Raw genomic sequence first — 17,592 nt, 5'->3', positions numbered from 1 at the left:
CTATCAGGTTCGGGTCAGAGAAGGATGTTCATCACCAACATGGCGCCGAAGGCGTTGAGTACCGAGATGGCGACCATGATGGGGATATAACGCCCTTCGGTGCCGATGCAGCCGAGGATGCGGCCCATGTACTGCACCTGGGAGCCCATCAGGTAGATGGCTGGCGCCAGAATGGCGATGTGAGTGCCGTTGAGGATCCCCTGATCGAACAGGGTGATGACCACACCGACTGCACCGCCCATCGACATCCAGGCGCCGATCAGCACGGCTGCCGCCTCACCGGGCAACCCGAAGATGGCCATGACAGGGGAGAAGATGGCGCCCATGGCATCCAGCGCGCCGGTGATCTGCAGCGCCTTGATGATGACGAAGGCCATCAGTACGTTGGGTACGGTGGAGGTGGTGGCGATGACCCAGCCCTTCTTGGCCCCTTCGACGAAGATATCGGTGACGATGGGTTTCTTGATGTTGGCCTGGCTCATTTGGCTTGCTCCTGAGTGTTGAGGGTCTGCTGGGTGTTGTTATCGGTCTGCTTGCCTTCGCTCATATTGAGGTAGACCCGGAACAGGTTGGCCCCGACAAATTTGAAGGCGAACATCACGATGACAGCCAGACCGATGGAGGAGCTGACCGCCGGGCTGCCATCTGCCAGTGTCAGGGTGAACAGCACGGCGCCGGAGGAGAAGAAGTTGACAATGGTGGCACCAGCGGAGAACTGGAACATGGTGAATACGTCGGTTTCACGCTTGGTGATGAGCCCTTCATCCTTGAGCTGACGAGTCATGGCGGCACCAGCATCTGTGCTCTGCAGGGAGGCGATCAGCGCCAGACCGGTATTACCGGGGATCCCCATCAGTGGACGCAGCAGCGGGGTCAGCAACTTGCGGGCCGCTTCCAGCGCGCCGTAGTGCTCCAGTACGTTGATCATGCCGAGGGCGAACATCACGGTGGGGATCAGGGTCAGGGCAAACAAAAAGCCATCGCGAGCGCCGTTGCCCCCCTTGCCGCGCATGTCGGTCATGGCGGTCTTGATGCCGTCACCATTCTCGCTGACGCTCTGGACCATGGTACCGAACGAACCGTTCAGCGTGGTGAAATCGAATACCCCATACCACTCGCCGGATTGCAACAGTCCGGAGAAGAAGACCACGGCGAAGGCCAGTGCCAGGTAACTGCCTATGCTCACCGAGCGTGTTTTGTCTGTCATTAGCTAGCTCCATATGAATAATTATTTAATCTGAATAATTATAATTGATATGGATGTCACTAAATTGATGGTGGTCAAAATGGTTTGCTACAAATGACGAATGTATTGGGGTTATGTGACTGTGATCGCCATATGCTTGGACGATAATCTGGTTTTTATCGAATTATTTGAGTGAGTAAAAAGCAGAGGCGGGATAGCGGGGCAATAAAAAACCGGGCACTTGGCCCGGTTTGGTCAATCAGTCAGATGTGATTACTGGAGTACCAGTACCATCAGCAGGCCGACGGTAATGGCAGATACCAGGAAGGCAAAGCCATAGAACACATAGTGGTGTAGCTTGGTGGTGTGGATCCCCAGATCGTGCAGACCGTGGTAGATACGGTGCATGCCGTGCCAGACTGGCAGGGCGATGATCACCAGCAGGATGCAGGCACCCCACCAGGAGCTGGCGAACGCGTGCACGCGGTCATAGCTCATGGTTTCCACGTCCATGATGCCCATGGGCACCAGCAGACCGGTAATGAGGACAATGACCGGCAGCAGCATGGCAACGACCATGCCACCCGCACCAAACAGACCCCAGTAAATTGGTTCGTCAGAACGTCTCATTGTTTTCTCCTCAAGCCACGATGATCAGGACAAGCAGGGACACCACCGCCAGCGCCACATATTGGGCGAGAACGATCGGCTTCTCCGGTACCAGGTCTTCACCACGGAAGATACGCATGGCTTTCGGCGCCAGGGCGAACCAGGTTTTGGCATGGAACAGGCACGCCGCCAGAGCGACGACATGGAACAGGATGGCGATCGGGCTTTGCAGGGATTCCAGCCAGCCGTTGAACGCTTCCTGACCCTGAACCAGGCGCATCAGGCCCCACATCAGCACAACGGCGTAGATGGAGACGAAGATACTGGTGCCTTCACGGATCATGTAACCGGTGTAGAAGGCGTTCTTCAGCCACCAGTCTTTCTTCATTTCGCGGACGTAAGGTTTACGTTTGCTATCAGTGTTGTTCATGGTCTCAATCCTGCTCTCAATCTGGCTTGAACATGGCGATCATGTAGTCCTTGGCGCTTTCGACCTTGCCAAGCTGGATGGCCGCTGCCGGATCGACGCCTTTCGGGCACACTTCGGAGCAGTAGCCCACGAAGGTACAGCCCCAGACGCCTTCGTCCTGGCTGATGATGCGCATACGCTCTTTGGCGCCGGCATCACGGTTGTCGACGTTGTAGCGATAGGCCAGAGCCAGTGCCGCCGGACCGGTGAACTTCTTGTTGATGCCGTACTGCGGGCATGCCGCGTAGCAGAGACCACAGTTGATGCACTGGGAGAACTGCTTGTACTGCGCCATCTGGGCCGGAGTCTGGATGTACTCGCCATCACACAGGCTGCGCGGCTCGCTCGGGATGATGTACGGCTTGATGCTCTCCAGCTTCTCGATGAAGTCGGACATGTCCACCACCAGATCGCGCTCGATCGGGAAGTTGTTGAGCGGCTCGACGGTCATCTTGCCCGGCAGGTAGTCGCGCAGGAACGCCTTGCAACCCAGCTTGGGCACACCGTTGACCATCATGCCGCAAGAGCCGCAGATCGCCATCCGGCAGGACCAGCGGAAGCTCAGGGTAGAGTCCAGGTGATCCTTGATGTACTGCAGGGCGTCCAGCAGAGACATCTCTCTCTGGTATGGCACCTGGAAGGTTTGCATCCAGGGCTCGTTATCCTGTTCCGGACGGTAGCGCAGGATCTCAATTTCAATCATCTCAGCCATTCTTCTTAGCCTCGTCTTGTTTCTCACCCTCGGAGCCGTACACGCGTTTTGCCGGCTGGGACTTAGTGATCTTCACATCGGAGTAATCGATGGAGGGCGTTTCGCCATTTTTGTAGAACGAGAGCGTGTGCTTGAGGAAGTTCACGTCATCGCGCTCTTCGTAACCATCCAGACGCTGGTGTGAACCGCGGGACTCTTTACGATTGATGGCGGAGTGCGCCATGGCTTCAGCCACGTCCAGCATGTAACCCAGTTCGATGGCGTACAGCAGATCGGTGTTGAAGACAGAGGACTTGTCGTTGATCTTGACCTTCTTGTAACGGGCTTTCAGCTCGTTAATCTTGTCGATGGTGCCCTGCATCAGCTCTTCGGTACGGTAGATACCGACACCGGCTTCCATGGACATGCCCAGCTCGTTGCGGATATCAGCCGGGTTTTCGGTACCGTCTATGTCCATCAGGGAGAGGTGCTGCTTGATGAGCGCCTCGGCCTTGGCGGCCAGCGCTTCGGTATTGCCATGCTTCTGAGTCTTGGCAAATTCACCTGCCTGCTCACCGGCCAGCTTGCCGAATACCACGATCTCGGACAGGGAGTTGGAACCCAGACGGTTGGCACCGTGCAGACCGACGGAGGCACATTCGCCCGCGGCGTAGAGGCCGGGCAGACGGGTGGCACACTTGTTGTCAGTCTCGATACCACCCATGGTGTAGTGGGCAGTCGGACGTACCGGGATAGGCTCTTTGGCCGGATCCACGTTGACGTAGGCTTTGGCCAGTTCGCAGATGAACGGCAGACGCTCTTTCAGGTACTTCTCGCCAAGGTGACGCAGGTCGAGGTGAACCACATCGCCCATCGGGCCCTGAATGACGCGGCCTTTCTGCTGCTCTTGCCAGAATGCCTGGGAAACGCGGTCGCGCGGACCCAGCTCCATGTATTTGCTCTTCGGCTGGCCGATCGGGGTTTCCGGGCCCAAGCCGTAGTCTTGCAGGTAGCGGTAGCCATCCTTGTTCAGCAGAACGCCACCCTCACCACGACAACCTTCGGTCATCAGGATGCCGGTGCCCGGCAGACCGGTCGGGTGATACTGGACGAATTCCATATCACGCAGCGGTACGCCGTGACGGTAGGCCAGCGCCATGCCGTCACCGGTGACGATGCCACCGTTGGTGTTGTAGCGATAGACACGGCCAGCACCGCCGGTTGCCACGATCACCGATTTGGCCTGGATGAAGCGGGTGATACCGTTCTGGATGTCGAAGGTCAGTACGCCCTGGACACGGCCGTCGTCCACGATCAGATCAAGACAGAAATGCTCGTCGAAGCGCTTGATGCTCGGGTATTTGACGGAGGTCTGGAACAGGGTGTGCAGAATATGGAAACCGGACTTGTCTGCGGCGAACCAGGTACGCGGAACCTTCATGCCACCAAACGGACGCACGTTGGCTTTGCCATCCGGCTTGCGGCTCCAGGGGCAACCCCAGTGCTCCAGCTGGATCATCTCTTTGGTCGCGTTGTTGACGAAGTATTCCACTACGTCCTGCTCGCACAGCCAGTCACCACCGGAGACGGTGTCGTTGAAGTGGTTTTCGAGGGAGTCGTCATCACGGACGACACCGGCGGCGCCGCCTTCGGCAGCAACCGTGTGGCTGCGCATCGGGTAAACCTTGGAAATCAGGGCGATGTCCAGGTCTGGCTGTGATTCGGCTATAGCGATAGCGGCGCGTAAGCCGGTACCGCCAGCACCGATGATGGCCACATCGGTCTTGATAATATCCACATCTGCCTCCTTAGGGATAGATTTGCTGGGCACGATTTTGCTCTATGAAAAAAATTCAGGCTTGATGCAAGTCAAACTGCTAGGTTTTATTCCCTTTTTATTGGTTATTTTTCTATAAAACACCCAAATCCCTGGATGAAAATGTCGTTATTATCGTCATTTTTTGGTGTTACTGAGCAGTTGAACACCTAGCTACGAGTACTTTAACTTCTGGATTGTACGTAGTTTTCTTTCAATAAAATGCGAATCACCTCTCTTTTTAGGTACTCGCGAAAAAAATTTTAAGTTTTTTATTGTAATTTTTTAATGAGAATTATTGACATTTACCTATTCGGATAGAAATAGGTAATCCGAAATGCTGCGGTGACCACGGCGGTGATCTGATAATTCCAGACGAATTACAAGGATTTCAAGGCGGGGTATTTGGCGGGTAATGTGAGATTACTCACTGAAAATTAAGCGCTATTTAGAAAAATAAAAGGGGCCTGTACGGCCCCTTTTGCTCATGCTCAAATGCGGAACATGCCGACCTGATTGCTCAGTTCACCCGAAATATTTTTAAGTTGTTCAGAGAGATGGCGTGAGCTGTCTGCATCCACTGCCAGTTCGTCCGAGACATCTTTCACTGCCTGAATGTTGCGGCTTACCTCGTCGGTGACGGCCCGCTGCTCTTCAGCCGCGCTGGAGATCTGGGTCGCCATGTCGGAGATCTGGTTGATCGAGGTGGTGATCTGTTCCAGCGCATGGGTGGCGTTGTTGGCGTCATCCACGCTGTTCTGGGCCAGCAGTTGGCCTTCGTGCATGGTGCTGACCGCTCCCTGGGTATTGCGTTGCAAGGTTTCGATCATATTGCGGATCTCGACGGTGGAGCTGTGGGTACGCTGTGACAGGACGCGCACCTCGTCGGCAACCACCGCAAAGCCGCGACCCTGTTCACCGGCACGGGCCGCTTCGATGGCGGCGTTGAGTGCCAGCAGGTTGGTCTGCTCGGCGATGCCCTGAATGGTGGAGAGGATGGTGTTGATCTCCTGAGCGTTTTTCTCCAGTTCCTGAATGATGTTGGAGGCCTGTTCCACCTGGGTGGCCAGATCGGTGATGGAGCGCTGGTTGCGGGCGATCACCTGCTTGCCATGCTCGCAACTGCTGGAGGAGCTGCGGGCCGCTTCGGCGGTCTGCTCCGCGTTGCTGGCAACCTCGACCGCAGTGGCCGACATCTCGTGTACCGCAGTGGCGATCTGGGAGATCTCGTTTTGTTGGCGTGCCAGACCCTGATTGGCCTTCTCCGCCATGCTGTGGGAGGACTTGGCCTGCTGGTTGAGTTGGCCGGAGGAGTTGGAGATATCCTGCACCATCACATGGATCCGCTCGATGAAGGTGTTGACGTGTTTGGCAACCGCACCCACCTCATCCTCACGTTCAATCTTGATGCGGCGGGTCAGATCGCCATTGCCACGGGAGAGATCGGCAATCGCTTCGCCCAGGGTTTTCAGAGGGGCCAGCGAGCCGTTGATGGCGACATAGGAGAAGCCTGCCACGATCAGTATGGTGATAAGCCCCTGAATGAGGGAGGAGGTAACCATGCGGCGTACCGACTGGTAGGCGATCTCTTCATCCACCATCATGCCGTAATACCAGTTGGTATTGGGAATGGCATTGAAGTCGTAAACCTCTTTCTTGCCGCTGATCACCAGCTCGTTGATCATGCCGTCATGGGCGACCTGATTGATGTAGGCCGCAGTCAGCTCCGGTGCCAGAGCGGTAGCGGATTTCAGACTCAGGGAGGCATCGGGGTGCGCGATGATGGTGCCATTGCTGTCCACCAGCATGGCGTAGGTGCCCTCGGTGGTGACCGCCAGAATGTCCGAGATCAGTGAGCTGATGGAGACGTCACCGGCGATGACCCCCTGGGTATTGCCGCGCTGGAACGGCTCGGCAATGGTGACAATCAGCTGACCGGTGGAGATGTCGGCATAGGGGGCTGTGATGACCAGCTTGCCTGCGGCGGCCGCGTCCTTGTACCAGGGGCGTTGACGGGGGTCATAACCGGCGGGCAAATCAGTTGGTTTGCTCTGGATCATTTTGCCGTCAGCGGTACCGGCATAGACCAGGTCGAAGCCACCGGCATTCATGGACTGGGCCAGATGACTGATGGGCTCATCTTCTTTGGCGAATGCTTCCTTGGTGGTGCTGACCATGCTGATCCGGGCGTCGACCCAGCGGGAGATCCCCTTGACGTTGGCCATGGAGCTTTCGTCGATGATGTTCCAGACCAGTCGCTGGGTCTCGCTGCGCAGTTGCGAGGTGTTGTACCAGACCTGCAGGCCGGTGATCACCAGAATGATGACCCCGATAGCCAGAACAAGCTTGTTTTTAATGGATAAGTTCATAGTTACATCCTTGATGAGCGTCAGTCTGAAGTGTGTGGCATCTGATTATTGTTATAGCCTTGTTACTATCGGCCGTAGTCGAACTTTTTTACCCCGGTCAACAAATTAAAGTTAGTGCCTAAATGGGGGCTTATCCATACGCGTATCGTCCCATCATGGTGAGATAAAGCGATCTGGTCGATTGGTGAAGACTCCATCGACCCCTATGCTAGAAAGCGTTTCATAATCTTCTGGATAATCAACGGTATAAACCAGAACTTTGAGCCCCCGGCGATGGGCATCATCGACCAGCGCAGCGTCGATGAAATCAACATCGCAATTGATGGACCAGGCCCCCAGCTCGTCGGCAAACTGCGCCAGGTTGAGCGGCAGGTTGGCGGTCAGGGCACCGAGCCGGATATCGGGCCGCAAGGCGGCAAATCGGGCCAGCTCCGGGTGATGGAAGGAGGAGACCACCCACTGCCCGGGAGTAAAGTCCAGCTCGGCCTCTGCCCGTCGGGTCAGGGCTGCCACCGCATCGGCGGTATGGGTGCCCTTGAGCTCGATATGCAACTCGCAGCGTCCGGCGATGATCTCCATCACCTGCCACAGGGTCGGGATCACCTCTCCCTCACCGGCATCGAGCTGCTCCAGATAGGAGCGCGATTGCTCGGTCAGCACCCCCTTGCCATTGGTGCAGCGCTCCAGCCGCCGGTCGTGGAAGACCCACAACTCGCCATCGGCCGCCTGCACGTCGATCTCGATGGCTGATGCTCCCAGCTCCAGCGCTTTGGCCATCGCCTTTAGGGTGTTCTCCGGTGCCAGACCGCTGGCGCCACGGTGGGCAATAATCTGCATGTTCTGCTCCTTCTACCTCGCGGATCAGCCGCGGCTCAGGTGAATGTCGATCTGTTGATGAGGCAGGGTAAGTCCCTGCTGCTGCATCTTTTCCAGCACCAGCGAGTGAACCTCGTGGGTGATGGGCATCCGGTGATCCATGTTGTTGACGTAGAGGCGGATCTCGTAGATCAGTGCCGAGTCGGTGAATTCGATCAGGAAGACCTCGGGCGTCGGCGTCTCCAATACCAGGGCCGATGCCTGGATGGACTCTTCCAGAATGCGCTGCACCAGTTTCGGATCCCGGGTCAGGCCGATCCGGATCCGCAGTTTGACCCGGGTGATGGCATCGGAGAGCGACCAGTTGATGAACTGTTCGGTGATGAAGGCCTTGTTGGGCACGATGATCTCCTTGCGATCCCAATCCACTATGGTGGTGGCCCGGGTCTTGATCTTGGTGACGGTACCGGTGAGATCGCGGATGGTGACGGTGTCACCGAGCCGGATCGGCTTCTCGAACAGGATGATGAGGCCGGAGACAAAGTTGGCGAAGATCTCCTGCAGACCGAAACCCAGCCCCACAGAGAGGGCGGCGACCAGCCACTGGGTCTTCGACCAGTCGATGCCGAGCATGGAGAAGCCGGTGAGGGCGCCGATCAGGATCACCAGATACTTGCTGGTGGTCGTGAGGGCAAAGCCGGTACCCGGGGAGAGGCTGAGGTGTTGCAGCAGGGTCAGCTCCATCAGCCCCGGCAGGTTGCGGGCTGTCACCACGGTCAGAATGAAGACGAAGGCGGTCAGCATCAGATCCTGCAAGGTGATGGCCGAGAGCTGCTCGATGCCGCCAATCTTGCTGCTCACCTGCCACACCTCGATATTGCTGAGGAAACTGAAGGCGGAGTTGAGATCCGACCATTGCACCACCACCAGCATGGTGAAGCCCAGCATCAGCAGGGTGCGCACCAGTCCCAGCGACTGGGCGCTGATGGTATCGAGATCCAGCTCAGTCTCTTCCACCACGTCCGGGGTCTCGGAGCTGAGCTCGTCATGCCCCTCTTCCCGGCCGCGCTGGGCCAGGATCTCGGCCCGCTTGCTCTTGGCGCGCTCGAAGGCGAGGCGGCGGCGCTGGATCAGCATCCAGCGTCTGGCCAGATAGTAGACCAGCAGGCAACCCAGCCCCATCAGCAGGCTAAGCTCCAGCTGGCGCAGCAGGGTGCGCGAGGTATAGAAGTAGCCAAACAGGGCGCCAATCACCGCCAGCAGCGGCGCCAGCATCAGGCTGTTCCAGATGAAGTGGTGCAGCAGATGGGGTTTGGTCATGTCGGTCTGGCCCCAGGTGAGTGGCAGCCGCTCCCGGTTGAGGCGGGCAAAGAAGAGCAGCAGCCAGAGTGCACCGATCATGAAGGCCATCCGGCCGAGGGAGTCGTAGAAGGCGTGCTCCTGATAGCTGTTGGCCATCCCCTGCACGAAGAAACTCGGGATCAGCACCAGCAGCAGGGTGCGAAACTGCCCCCATACCTTTTGCACCTGTTCCCGGGGCCAACGGAAGTGGTGGATCAAAATTCCCCGCTCCAGCGTCAGGTGGCGAGCCATCACCAGTGCCAGCAGCAGAAACCAGATCTCGCCAAGGCCGCGCGCCACCGCCACCGCAAACGGGTATTGCCAGGCCCCTTCGAGCAGGCCGCGCACCATCAACACCATAGCGGGCAAGGGGAGGGCGGCAAGCAGGGAGCGCAGCAGCAAGCGGCTGGTGAGGCTGAATTTGTCCTGGGTCACCTTGCCGATCCGCGGCGCAATATGGTCGCAATAGAGGCTCAGATGACGGGCCAGCTTGAACCAGCTCCAGGCCAGCACCAGCAGACCAATACCGGCCAGAGTGAGGCTCAGCGGGCTGTTCTCGGCGATGGCGTAGGGCAGTTGCAGCCAGTTGTCCGGGTTGAAGGCCAGGGTCAGCGCGGCAGGAATGCCGAGCATGACCTGTGGGGTAAAGGGGCGCACATCGGGCATCCAGAACAGGTGGCTGGCGCTTATTTCGCGGATCTCGTCGATCTTGCTGTTTTGGCGGCTGTAGAGCAGTTTGAGGCGGGTCTGCTCCTGAATGAGGGTGTCTGAGGCGTCGTTGAGCCGGGTCAGCAGCTGGCGCCGGGCCTTGAGCAGGTTGTCGAGCACCGCTTGCTGCGGCCGATCCAGCGTCACCTCCTCTTCGGCCATCAGCTTGTCGCGCAGCTGGCGGGTATCCTTGAGCCCATCCTGCTCGCTCTCGTACTGGTACTTGGCCATGCGGGCGCTGACGATGGCGGACTCCAGCTTGTCGAGGGGGAACTGGGGAGGCAGATCGGAGAGTTTACTGCGCAGGTTCTCGCCGTAGGCATTACTGATCTGCAGCCACTCCAGCTGTTCGCGCACCGAGTTGACCAGCTCATTCAGCTCAAACAGATTTTTGTCGACGCTGCGCTGCTCATCCTGCACCCGCTCAATTTGATCTTCCAGTGTGCCGAGCTGGATGGAGAGCGCCTGATTCTGCTGTTGTTGCTCCAGCAGCAGCGGCATGTCGGTGGTGAGCTGTTTGCGCAGCCGCTCGCTCTCCTCCAGCGCCTGCTCGGTCTTCTCCCGCCGCAGCTGGTTCTGCTGGGTCAGCAGGCTGGCTTGCCACTCATCCTCGTCGGCGATGGCCAGATTGAGCTCCTGCAGTTTCAGCTTGCCGAGATCGTTGCGCTGCTGGGCAGAGAGCTGCTCCAGCTCCAGCATCTGGATCCGGTCGGAGAGGCTCTGCTCTTTCATTCTGGTCAGCAGCAGCTGTGCCTCCTGCTGGCGATCCGATTCGCTGCTGAAGCTCAGTCGCTCCAGCTGGCTGCGGGTCAGTTGCAGCTGTTTGCGCAGATCATCCACCCGCAGGTGATACTCCTGACCGGTGCTCTCCAGCTGGTTGAGGCTATCCATCACCCCCTGCCGCTCCTTGCGCAGGTTGAGCTGGCGGTTGCTGCTCAGGCCTATGGCCTGGCGCAGCGCCTCCTCCTTGAGGCTCGCCAGCGGCGGGCGAGCGGCGGGCTGATAGTTGTGCAGGCTCTCCTTGAGCCGTGCCGACTCCTTGGGGTAATCGATAAGGATCTGCTGATAGGCTTTGCTCTGCTCCCGGTAGCGCTCGGCCTCTCTGGCAAATTGCAGCGCCTGCTGGTAGCTCTCCCGCAGCTTCTGGTTTTCCGGGGTATCGCTCTTGGGCACGCTCTGCAACAGGGATTCGGCCTGGGCAATGGCATCGTCGGCGCGCACGGTTGGCGGCAACAAGAGAAGGGAGAGCAGCAAGAAGGTGAGCAGGCGTTGCAACATGAGGCTCGTTTCCGTTCAGAAGAGGTGGCCCTAGCCTAAAACAGGGCAGGGAGGCGGGTAAAGCAGTCTATATTAATGATTCATAACACAAATAACAGGAAGTCGTGCTGCCGTTTCGCTATGATCCTAGCCGCTTTCTCTCCACCGAGTCGAATATGTCAGCTGTTGATCTGGGCACAGCCCCGCTATCTCGCCTTTTCTGGCGTTACGTAACCCCGACCGTGGCGGCCATGCTGATCACCGGCATCTATGTCACCATCGATGGCATCTTCGTTGGCCATGTGCTGGGTCAGGATGGCATGGCCGGTCTGATGCTGGCTTATCCCATCTGCGCCGTGCTCTATGCGGTGGGGGCGCTGATCGGCATGGGGGCCTCGTCGCTGGTCTCCTTCTATCTGGGGCAGGGCAACCCGGCCAAAGCCCGCCACATCGTCGGCAATGCGCTGGTGATGGTGTTGCTGGCCTCGGCACTGCTCAGTTTTATCGGGATCCGCTATGGCGAGCCCATGCTGGCCTGGATGGGGGCTGAGGGGGAGATCTTCACCGCCGGGCTCTCCTACCTGCAGGCCTACGCCTGGCTGGGCGTCTTTGCGGTGCTGTCGATGGCGTTCAGCTCGCTGCTGCGCAACGATGGCCGCCCCGGATTTGTCACCCTAATCATGGTAGTCGGGGGCCTGCTCAACGTGCTGCTCGACTATCTGCTGATGGTGGTGTTTCCGTTCGGACTGGCCGGGGTGGCGACGGCCACCATGCTCTCCCAGGCGGTGACGGGCCTCGCCTGCCTGTGGCACTTCTTCACACCGCGCAGCCAACTGCGGATAAGCTGGGACACCTTGCGCCCCGATCTGCGGCTGATGGGCGAAACGGTGCGCCTCGGGGTCTCCAGTTTTCTGATGTACCTCTATCTCTCTGTGGTGCTGGCGCTGCACAACAAGGCGTTGCTGGCGGTGGGTACCTCGCTGCATGTGGCGGCCTACGGGGTGATCAGTTACACCGAGGCATTCTTCTATCTGGTGTTTGAGGGGATCGCCATGGGTATCCAGCCCATCGCCAGCTTCAACGCGGGCGCCGGTCACTGGCGGCGGGTGTTGCGGATCCGCAATCTGGCACTCGGAGTGACGTTGGGGATCGCCCTATCCGCGATGATCCCGCTCTATCTGTGGCCGGAGGCGGCGGTCTATCTGTTTGCCGGTGACAACGCCACCCTGCGGCCGGTGGCGAGCCTCGGGATCTGGCTCTACTTCTGGGGGCTGCCGATGGAGGGCTTGCTGCTGGTGGGGGCTACCTATTTCCAGGCCATCAATCGGGCCCGCATCGCCTCCCTGCTCACCGGTGGCAAGCTGGTGCTGATCGGCGGTTTCTTGTGGGGATTCTCGACCCTGTGGGGCGTGCCCGGGGTCTGGCTGGCATTGCCAACGTGCAGCTCATTGCTGGTGTTGGTGATGTGGCGGGCGATGCGTCGAGAGTCCGGCGCCCACGCACTGGCCGGATAGGTAATCAGGTTCGACGTACAGATAGCAGACAGGCAGCCATGGGCTGCCTGTTTTGTTAGAGGATGTTTTGTTAACGGGCTCTGCCAATTCAGGGCTTGAAGGCGCCGATAAAGATGGCGGGATCGACCCGGGTATCGTTGAGGCTGACGTTCCAGTGCATATGGGGGCCGGTAGCGCGGCCGGTTGAGCCGACTCGCCCGACGATGCCGCCACGCGGCAGGCTCTGGCCGAGCTTCACATCTACCTTCGACATGTGGCAGAACATGCTGATGAGCCCCTGACCGTGGTCGACAAAGACGGTATTGCCATTGAAGAAGTAGTTGCCGATCAGGATCACCTTGCCTGCGGCGGGGGACTTGATCGGGGTGCCGGCGCCGACAGCGAAGTCGAGGCCGGAGTGGGGGTTGCGCTCCTCGCCATTGAAGAAGCGACGCAGGCCAAACGGGCTGGAGAGGGGGCCGTTGACCGGCTTGTCGAACATCAGGTTGCTCGGCTGGTTGGGGCTGAAGGTCTGGTAAGCCCGGGTCTGCTCCGCCAGCTCGCGGTTGATACGTGTCATATCCTCGGCGAGCGGATTGACCTGACGGCTGTTCTTGAGCTTGATGTGCTGCTCGCGGTAGTGCTTGGGGGTCACGGTGAAGCCGAGAGTACGGCCATCACCTGTGCTCAGTTGCTGGGCCCCAAGCGGGTTTTTGAGAGAGATGCCGACGATGGCGATCCACTGGTTGTCTTCGCGCACTACCAGCACGGGTTTGTCGTGATAGCGGGCCGTGGGGGCAGTGGGTGACGCGCCAAGAGGGATCACCGCAACGCCACCCGGCACCGGATGGTTGAGCAGGCGACTGATAAAACCCTCGGCCAGGGCTGACTGGCTGGCCAGTAACAACAACAGACAACAAACAACTCTCATGACGATACCACTCGATGTTAAAGCGCCCGGGATGGCGGGATGACAACCCCCTGTCTGGCATTCGTCGATCACTAAAGGGTGATCACGGCACGCTGGCTACGGCAGTGGCGGCTGGGGGAGGGGACAGATTGTGCCTCGTTATGGTCGGGGCAGCCAGTGGCGGGGCGTGGCTGACGCCCCTTTTGTGCATAGCTGCGTCAGGTTTTATGTCGTGGTCGGGCCGCTTCGCCATTGAGTCGCCCCCGCCCTGGCTCTAGAATCGGCTTCCGGCACTGATGCCACCGACACTCCGAGGAGACGATATGAACGGATTACCCCCTTTGCGCACCACACCGGCCCGGTACACGACAGGTCGTGGCTGGCTCTGGGTTCGCAGCGGGTTCGATATCTTCAACAAGGGGATGGGGATCAGCGTAGCCATGGTGCTGGTCTGGTTTATGGTGGGCATGCTGCTGGAGCAACTGCCGGCGGGTGGCCTTATCTCCCAGCTGCTCTACATGGTGTGGGGCGCGGGTTGGGTGGCGGTCGCCGCTCGGGGTTATCGGGGGGAGCCGCTGCAGTTTGCCGATCTCTTCGCCGGTTTTCGCCACAAGCTGACCCCGCTGATGCTAGGCGGTCTGCTGGTGTTGCTGCTGTTTAGCCTGGTTGGCCTCGTCTGTCTCGGTCTGCTCTCCATGTGGGGGCTGCTCCCGCTGTTGACGCAGGATCCCGAGAGCATGGTGGTCTCAGCCAGCCAGTTGCAACAACTGCTGCTGGTATTGCTGGTGGGGATGCTGCTCATCATTCCCGTGCTGATGGGGGTCACCTTTGCTCCGGCGCTGATCTACCACCACGATATCGGCATCATCCAGGCGGTGCGTCTGAGCTTCTTCGGTTGCTGGCGCAATATGTGGCCCTTCTTCTGGTGGGGGCTGCTCTCAGCTATTTTGTTGTTGTTTGGCGCAGTACTGTTGCTGGTAGGTCTGCTGGTGGTGATCCCGGCGCTCAACTACTCCATCTATGTGGCTTATCGGGATATTTTCCTGGACGAGAGTGCGCAGCCGGAAGCGCCGCACTCAGAACCATTCGGATTTGAAGCCTGATCAAGGGATCAGAGTGAAGAAGGGGCCCGCAGCGGCCCCTTCGTTATGTTTGGGTGTGCGGAGTGCTTACTCCTGCCAGATGGGATCCGCCGCCATGCGAGCCAGCAGAAAATCGAGGAAGCTGCGCAGCAGTGGCGACATCTGCTTGCGGGTGGCATATACCCCGTAGACCCCGAGCCGCTTGGGCTGCCAGTCGGTCAGCAGGGGCACCAGTTCCCCACGCTCCAGATAGGGTTGTGCCGAGTAGCGGGGTTGCAGGCTGATCCCTGCGCCTTCCAGCGTTGCTTCCAGCAGCAGGTTGGAGATATTGGCGCTCAGGTTACCACTGACCGGCACTGACTCGGGACCGTCCGGTCCATTGAACTCCCACAGGCTCTTGCCGAAGTAGGTGTAGGTGAGGCAGTTGTGCAGCGCCAAATCCTGCACCTTGTGTGGCATCGGATGACGGGCCAGATAGGCCGGGCTGGCACAGACCACCGAGTGGCAGGTGCCGAGACGGCGCGCCACCAGATTGGGGTCGAGGTCGTTGGTGATGCGCACCGCCAGATCGATCCGCTCCTCCACCAGATTGACGGTTCTGTCGAGCAGCAGAATGTCGATGGCCGTCCCCGGGTATTGCGCCAGATAGTCGTTGGCCGCCCCGACCAGCAGTGCTTCTGACAGGGAGTAGCTGCTGGTGATCCGCAGTTGCCCCTTGGGGGCGTCATCCCCCTTCACGGCGATCTGCTCCATCTCTTCGCCTAGCGCCAGCATGGCACGGGCCCGGTTCAGCGCCTCCTCTCCCGGCCCGGTCAGGCTCAGACGACGGGTGGTGCGGTGCAGCAGGCGGGCGCCCATCCAGCTCTCCAGCTCGGCCAGATAGCGTGACACCATGGCGCGCGACATATCCAGTTTCTCTCCGGCGCCGCTCAGGCTCCCTTGTTCGACTACGCTGACAAAGACCCGCAATGCGGTCAGTCGATCCATGTACGACTCTCTATATGTTCGATATGTGCAACAGTGATGCGCTTTTTATGCTGTATTTGCACCTTAAGTGATCCAATACACTGTGTCCATCAAATGAACCCCCGAATACTTAATGAGGAATAGATGATGAACAACACCCTGATCCGCAACCTGACTCTGGCGACCACCCTGTTGAGTGGCGCCGCACTGGCCGCCCCCCTGAGCGTGACCGTCTACAACCCTGGCGAGAAGGCGATCTTCCCGGTCTCTTCCTCACTGGTGACCGGTGACAAAGAGGCCATCCTGATCGATGCCCAATTCGACGTGCAAAATGGTCAGGCGCTGGTCGACATGATCAAGAAGAGTGGCAAGAAGCTGACCACTGTCTATATCAGTGCCGGTGACCCCGACTTCTACTTCGGTCTGGAGCCCGTCATGGCGGCGTTCCCGGATGTCAAAGTGCTGGCCGATCAGCATGTGGTTGACCATATCAACCAGACCAAGGATGCCAAGCTGAGCTACTGGAGCCCGATCCTCGGGAAGGGTGCACCGAAGAGCCTGACCGTGCCGCAAGTGATGACCGCCAGCCACCTGACGCTGGATGGCGAGAAGATTGAAATCAAAGAGATGAATACCCCGAATGCCTACCTCTGGGCCCCTTCCATCAAGACTGCTTTTGGTGGTGTGCCGGTCTACCACGGGGTACATGTCTGGATGGCGGACAGTCAGACCAAGGCGGCTCGCAGCAACTGGGTCAAGGCGCTGGATAACCTGCTGGCCCTGAAACCCGAGCGTGTGGTACCGGGCCACTTCCTGGGCACGGCTCCCAAAGGCACTGCTGCTGTTACCTTTACCCGTGACTATGTAGAGCGTTTCGAACAGGAGCTGGCCAAGGCGAAAAACTCCGGTGAGCTGATTGAGGCTCTGAAAAAGGCCTATCCGGCACTGCCGGTTGACGATGGTCTGGCCATCGGTGCCAAGGTCAATACCGGCGAGATGAAGTGGTAAGCCACTGAGCCTACTTCCCCTGTGTTTTTTTACCGGGCCTAAGGGCCCGGTTTTTTATCCGAGATCGAAGTGAGAATGAAGATGAGCGAACAACAAACCACCCTCCATTATGTCTATGACCCGCTCTGTGGCTGGTGCTACGGTGCCGCCCCCCTGTTGCAGGTGGCAGCCACCATTGCCGGACTCAAGATCGAGCTGCATGCGGGCGGTCTCTGGATGGGTAGTCGCCGTCAGCCGATGGGCGAGGCATTGCGTGATTATGTACGCCCCCATGATCAGCGGATCGAAGCGCTGACCGGCCAGCATTTTGGCGAACGCTACTTTAACGAACTGCTGCTGCGGGAAGGCTGTCTGCTGGACTCCGAGCCGCCGATCCGTGCGGTTTTGGCCGTCACGGCGTTGGGGGGCGATGGGCTGGTCATGTTGCTCCGGATCCAGCAATTCCACTATCGGGACGGGATCTGGATTGGTGAGCCTGCGTTTCTAGCCACGCTGGCGGCAGAGCAGGGGATTGCAGCCGAGGCATTTCAGCAAGCTTATCTGCAGGCCCCCTTGCTGCAACATCTGGCAGATAGCCAGGGCTGGATGAAACGGCTGGGCGGTCAGGGTTATCCCACCCTTGGGTTGATGCACAACGGTAAGGTGAGTGCTGTTCGAGTGGCTGACTTTTTGGGCGATCCTGCCGGGTTGCGTCAGCATCTTCTTGAGTTGATGGAATAGTTATTAGAATGTGAACGGACAAGGTCTCTTTAGAAGTGGAGTGAACGGGCCGATATTCCTGTATGCAGAAGCGATATGAAAGCCTTCGACTTTCTGCTTGCAGACTATGCTCTATGTGACCATTCCCGGCGGATGTTGCGGGAGTGCAGAC

General features: G+C 58.8%; 15 protein-coding genes. 4 read left to right on the top strand and 11 right to left on the bottom strand.

The window, feature by feature from the left end; genetic code table 11:
* Positions 1 to 14: 14 nt before the first annotated feature.
* The 9 genes from I6L34_RS05290 to mscM all read right to left on the bottom strand — a co-directional run bounded on the left by I6L34_RS05290 (position 15) and on the right by mscM (position 11,283).
* On the bottom strand, positions 15 to 482 hold the full coding sequence (locus tag I6L34_RS05290) for a YjiG family protein (RefSeq protein WP_005335063.1): 468 nt from the start codon (positions 480 to 482) through the stop codon (positions 15 to 17).
* Positions 479 to 1,207: a nucleoside recognition domain-containing protein gene (locus tag I6L34_RS05285; protein WP_005335061.1), complete on the bottom strand. Its 729-nt coding sequence runs from the start codon at positions 1,205 to 1,207 to the stop codon at positions 479 to 481. The genes I6L34_RS05290 and I6L34_RS05285 overlap by 4 nt, the downstream gene beginning before the upstream one ends.
* Before the next feature lie 252 nt (positions 1,208 to 1,459).
* Entirely contained in the window at positions 1,460 to 1,816 is a 357-nt protein-coding gene (gene frdD / locus I6L34_RS05280; RefSeq protein WP_040066869.1) for a fumarate reductase subunit FrdD, read from the bottom strand.
* Between the two features lie 10 nt (positions 1,817 to 1,826).
* Positions 1,827 to 2,225, bottom strand: a complete 399-nt coding sequence (locus I6L34_RS05275; protein ID WP_005335058.1) for a hypothetical protein — start codon at positions 2,223 to 2,225, stop codon at positions 1,827 to 1,829.
* A gap of 16 nt (positions 2,226 to 2,241) precedes the next feature.
* Entirely contained in the window at positions 2,242 to 2,976 is a 735-nt protein-coding gene (locus tag I6L34_RS05270) for a succinate dehydrogenase/fumarate reductase iron-sulfur subunit (protein ID WP_005335057.1), read from the bottom strand.
* Entirely contained in the window at positions 2,969 to 4,753 is a 1,785-nt protein-coding gene (frdA, locus tag I6L34_RS05265) for a fumarate reductase (quinol) flavoprotein subunit (RefSeq protein ID WP_047437968.1), read from the bottom strand. Before frdA ends, I6L34_RS05270 begins: the two co-directional genes overlap by 8 nt.
* Before the next feature lie 509 nt (positions 4,754 to 5,262).
* On the bottom strand, positions 5,263 to 7,140 hold the full coding sequence (locus tag I6L34_RS05260; RefSeq protein ID WP_058059222.1) for a methyl-accepting chemotaxis protein: 1,878 nt from the start codon (positions 7,138 to 7,140) through the stop codon (positions 5,263 to 5,265).
* Between the two features lie 153 nt (positions 7,141 to 7,293).
* Positions 7,294 to 7,977, bottom strand: a complete 684-nt coding sequence (locus tag I6L34_RS05255; protein WP_216956029.1) for a glycerophosphodiester phosphodiesterase family protein — start codon at positions 7,975 to 7,977, stop codon at positions 7,294 to 7,296.
* 24 nt (positions 7,978 to 8,001) lie between these two features.
* Positions 8,002 to 11,283, bottom strand: coding sequence for a miniconductance mechanosensitive channel MscM (gene mscM, locus I6L34_RS05250; RefSeq protein ID WP_216956025.1), 3,282 nt, complete (start codon positions 11,281 to 11,283; stop codon positions 8,002 to 8,004).
* A gap of 155 nt (positions 11,284 to 11,438) precedes the next feature.
* Here mscM and I6L34_RS05245 point away from each other — a divergent pair, with 155 nt between their 5' ends.
* Complete coding sequence (locus tag I6L34_RS05245) at positions 11,439 to 12,776, top strand: MATE family efflux transporter (protein WP_058059231.1); 1,338 nt, start codon at positions 11,439 to 11,441, stop codon at positions 12,774 to 12,776.
* An 88-nt stretch (positions 12,777 to 12,864) separates the two neighbouring features.
* On the opposite strand, the gene I6L34_RS05240 is transcribed toward I6L34_RS05245, so the two are convergent.
* Positions 12,865 to 13,686 (bottom strand): peptidoglycan DD-metalloendopeptidase family protein, encoded by an 822-nt coding sequence (locus tag I6L34_RS05240; protein ID WP_058059219.1) that lies wholly within the window; start codon positions 13,684 to 13,686, stop codon positions 12,865 to 12,867.
* 302 nt (positions 13,687 to 13,988) lie between these two features.
* Between I6L34_RS05240 and I6L34_RS05235 the strand changes: the two genes are divergently transcribed.
* Positions 13,989 to 14,768, top strand: a complete 780-nt coding sequence (locus tag I6L34_RS05235) for a BPSS1780 family membrane protein (RefSeq protein WP_021229782.1) — start codon at positions 13,989 to 13,991, stop codon at positions 14,766 to 14,768.
* A 66-nt stretch (positions 14,769 to 14,834) separates the two neighbouring features.
* On the opposite strand, the gene I6L34_RS05230 is transcribed toward I6L34_RS05235, so the two are convergent.
* Positions 14,835 to 15,734, bottom strand: a complete 900-nt coding sequence (locus tag I6L34_RS05230; RefSeq protein ID WP_005362277.1) for a LysR family transcriptional regulator — start codon at positions 15,732 to 15,734, stop codon at positions 14,835 to 14,837.
* A gap of 126 nt (positions 15,735 to 15,860) precedes the next feature.
* Here I6L34_RS05230 and I6L34_RS05225 point away from each other — a divergent pair, with 126 nt between their 5' ends.
* Both I6L34_RS05225 and I6L34_RS05220 read left to right on the top strand, forming a co-directional pair.
* Positions 15,861 to 16,721, top strand: coding sequence for a Vmh family MBL fold metallo-hydrolase (locus I6L34_RS05225; protein WP_005335035.1), 861 nt, complete (start codon positions 15,861 to 15,863; stop codon positions 16,719 to 16,721).
* A 75-nt stretch (positions 16,722 to 16,796) separates the two neighbouring features.
* Complete coding sequence (locus I6L34_RS05220; protein WP_058059218.1) at positions 16,797 to 17,441, top strand: DsbA family protein; 645 nt, start codon at positions 16,797 to 16,799, stop codon at positions 17,439 to 17,441.
* The last annotated feature ends 151 nt before the right edge of the window (positions 17,442 to 17,592 follow it).

The sequence above is a fragment of the Aeromonas sp. FDAARGOS 1404 genome, assembly GCF_019047085.1.
Classification (GTDB): domain Bacteria; phylum Pseudomonadota; class Gammaproteobacteria; order Enterobacterales; family Aeromonadaceae; genus Aeromonas; species Aeromonas veronii.
This window is presented reverse-complemented; position numbering and strand designations above follow the sequence as displayed.

Excerpts from the sequence above, each read along its gene's own strand:
- I6L34_RS05290 (WP_005335063.1), bottom strand. The coding sequence starts at position 482 with ATGAGCCAGGCCAACATCAAGAAACCCATCGTCACCGATATCTTCGTC.
- I6L34_RS05285 (WP_005335061.1), bottom strand. The coding sequence starts at position 1,207 with ATGACAGACAAAACACGCTCGGTGAGCATAGGCAGTTACCTGGCACTG.
- frdD (WP_040066869.1), bottom strand. The coding sequence starts at position 1,816 with ATGAGACGTTCTGACGAACCAATTTACTGGGGTCTGTTTGGTGCGGGT.
- I6L34_RS05275 (WP_005335058.1), bottom strand. The coding sequence starts at position 2,225 with ATGAACAACACTGATAGCAAACGTAAACCTTACGTCCGCGAAATGAAG.
- I6L34_RS05270 (WP_005335057.1), bottom strand. The coding sequence starts at position 2,976 with ATGGCTGAGATGATTGAAATTGAGATCCTGCGCTACCGTCCGGAACAG.
- I6L34_RS05260 (WP_058059222.1), bottom strand. The coding sequence starts at position 7,140 with ATGAACTTATCCATTAAAAACAAGCTTGTTCTGGCTATCGGGGTCATC.
- I6L34_RS05255 (WP_216956029.1), bottom strand. The coding sequence starts at position 7,977 with ATGCAGATTATTGCCCACCGTGGCGCCAGCGGTCTGGCACCGGAGAAC.
- mscM (WP_216956025.1), bottom strand. The coding sequence starts at position 11,283 with ATGTTGCAACGCCTGCTCACCTTCTTGCTGCTCTCCCTTCTCTTGTTG.
- I6L34_RS05245 (WP_058059231.1), top strand. The coding sequence starts at position 11,439 with ATGTCAGCTGTTGATCTGGGCACAGCCCCGCTATCTCGCCTTTTCTGG.
- I6L34_RS05240 (WP_058059219.1), bottom strand. The coding sequence starts at position 13,686 with ATGAGAGTTGTTTGTTGTCTGTTGTTGTTACTGGCCAGCCAGTCAGCC.
- I6L34_RS05235 (WP_021229782.1), top strand. The coding sequence starts at position 13,989 with ATGAACGGATTACCCCCTTTGCGCACCACACCGGCCCGGTACACGACA.
- I6L34_RS05230 (WP_005362277.1), bottom strand. The coding sequence starts at position 15,734 with ATGGATCGACTGACCGCATTGCGGGTCTTTGTCAGCGTAGTCGAACAA.
- I6L34_RS05225 (WP_005335035.1), top strand. The coding sequence starts at position 15,861 with ATGAACAACACCCTGATCCGCAACCTGACTCTGGCGACCACCCTGTTG.
- I6L34_RS05220 (WP_058059218.1), top strand. The coding sequence starts at position 16,797 with ATGAAGATGAGCGAACAACAAACCACCCTCCATTATGTCTATGACCCG.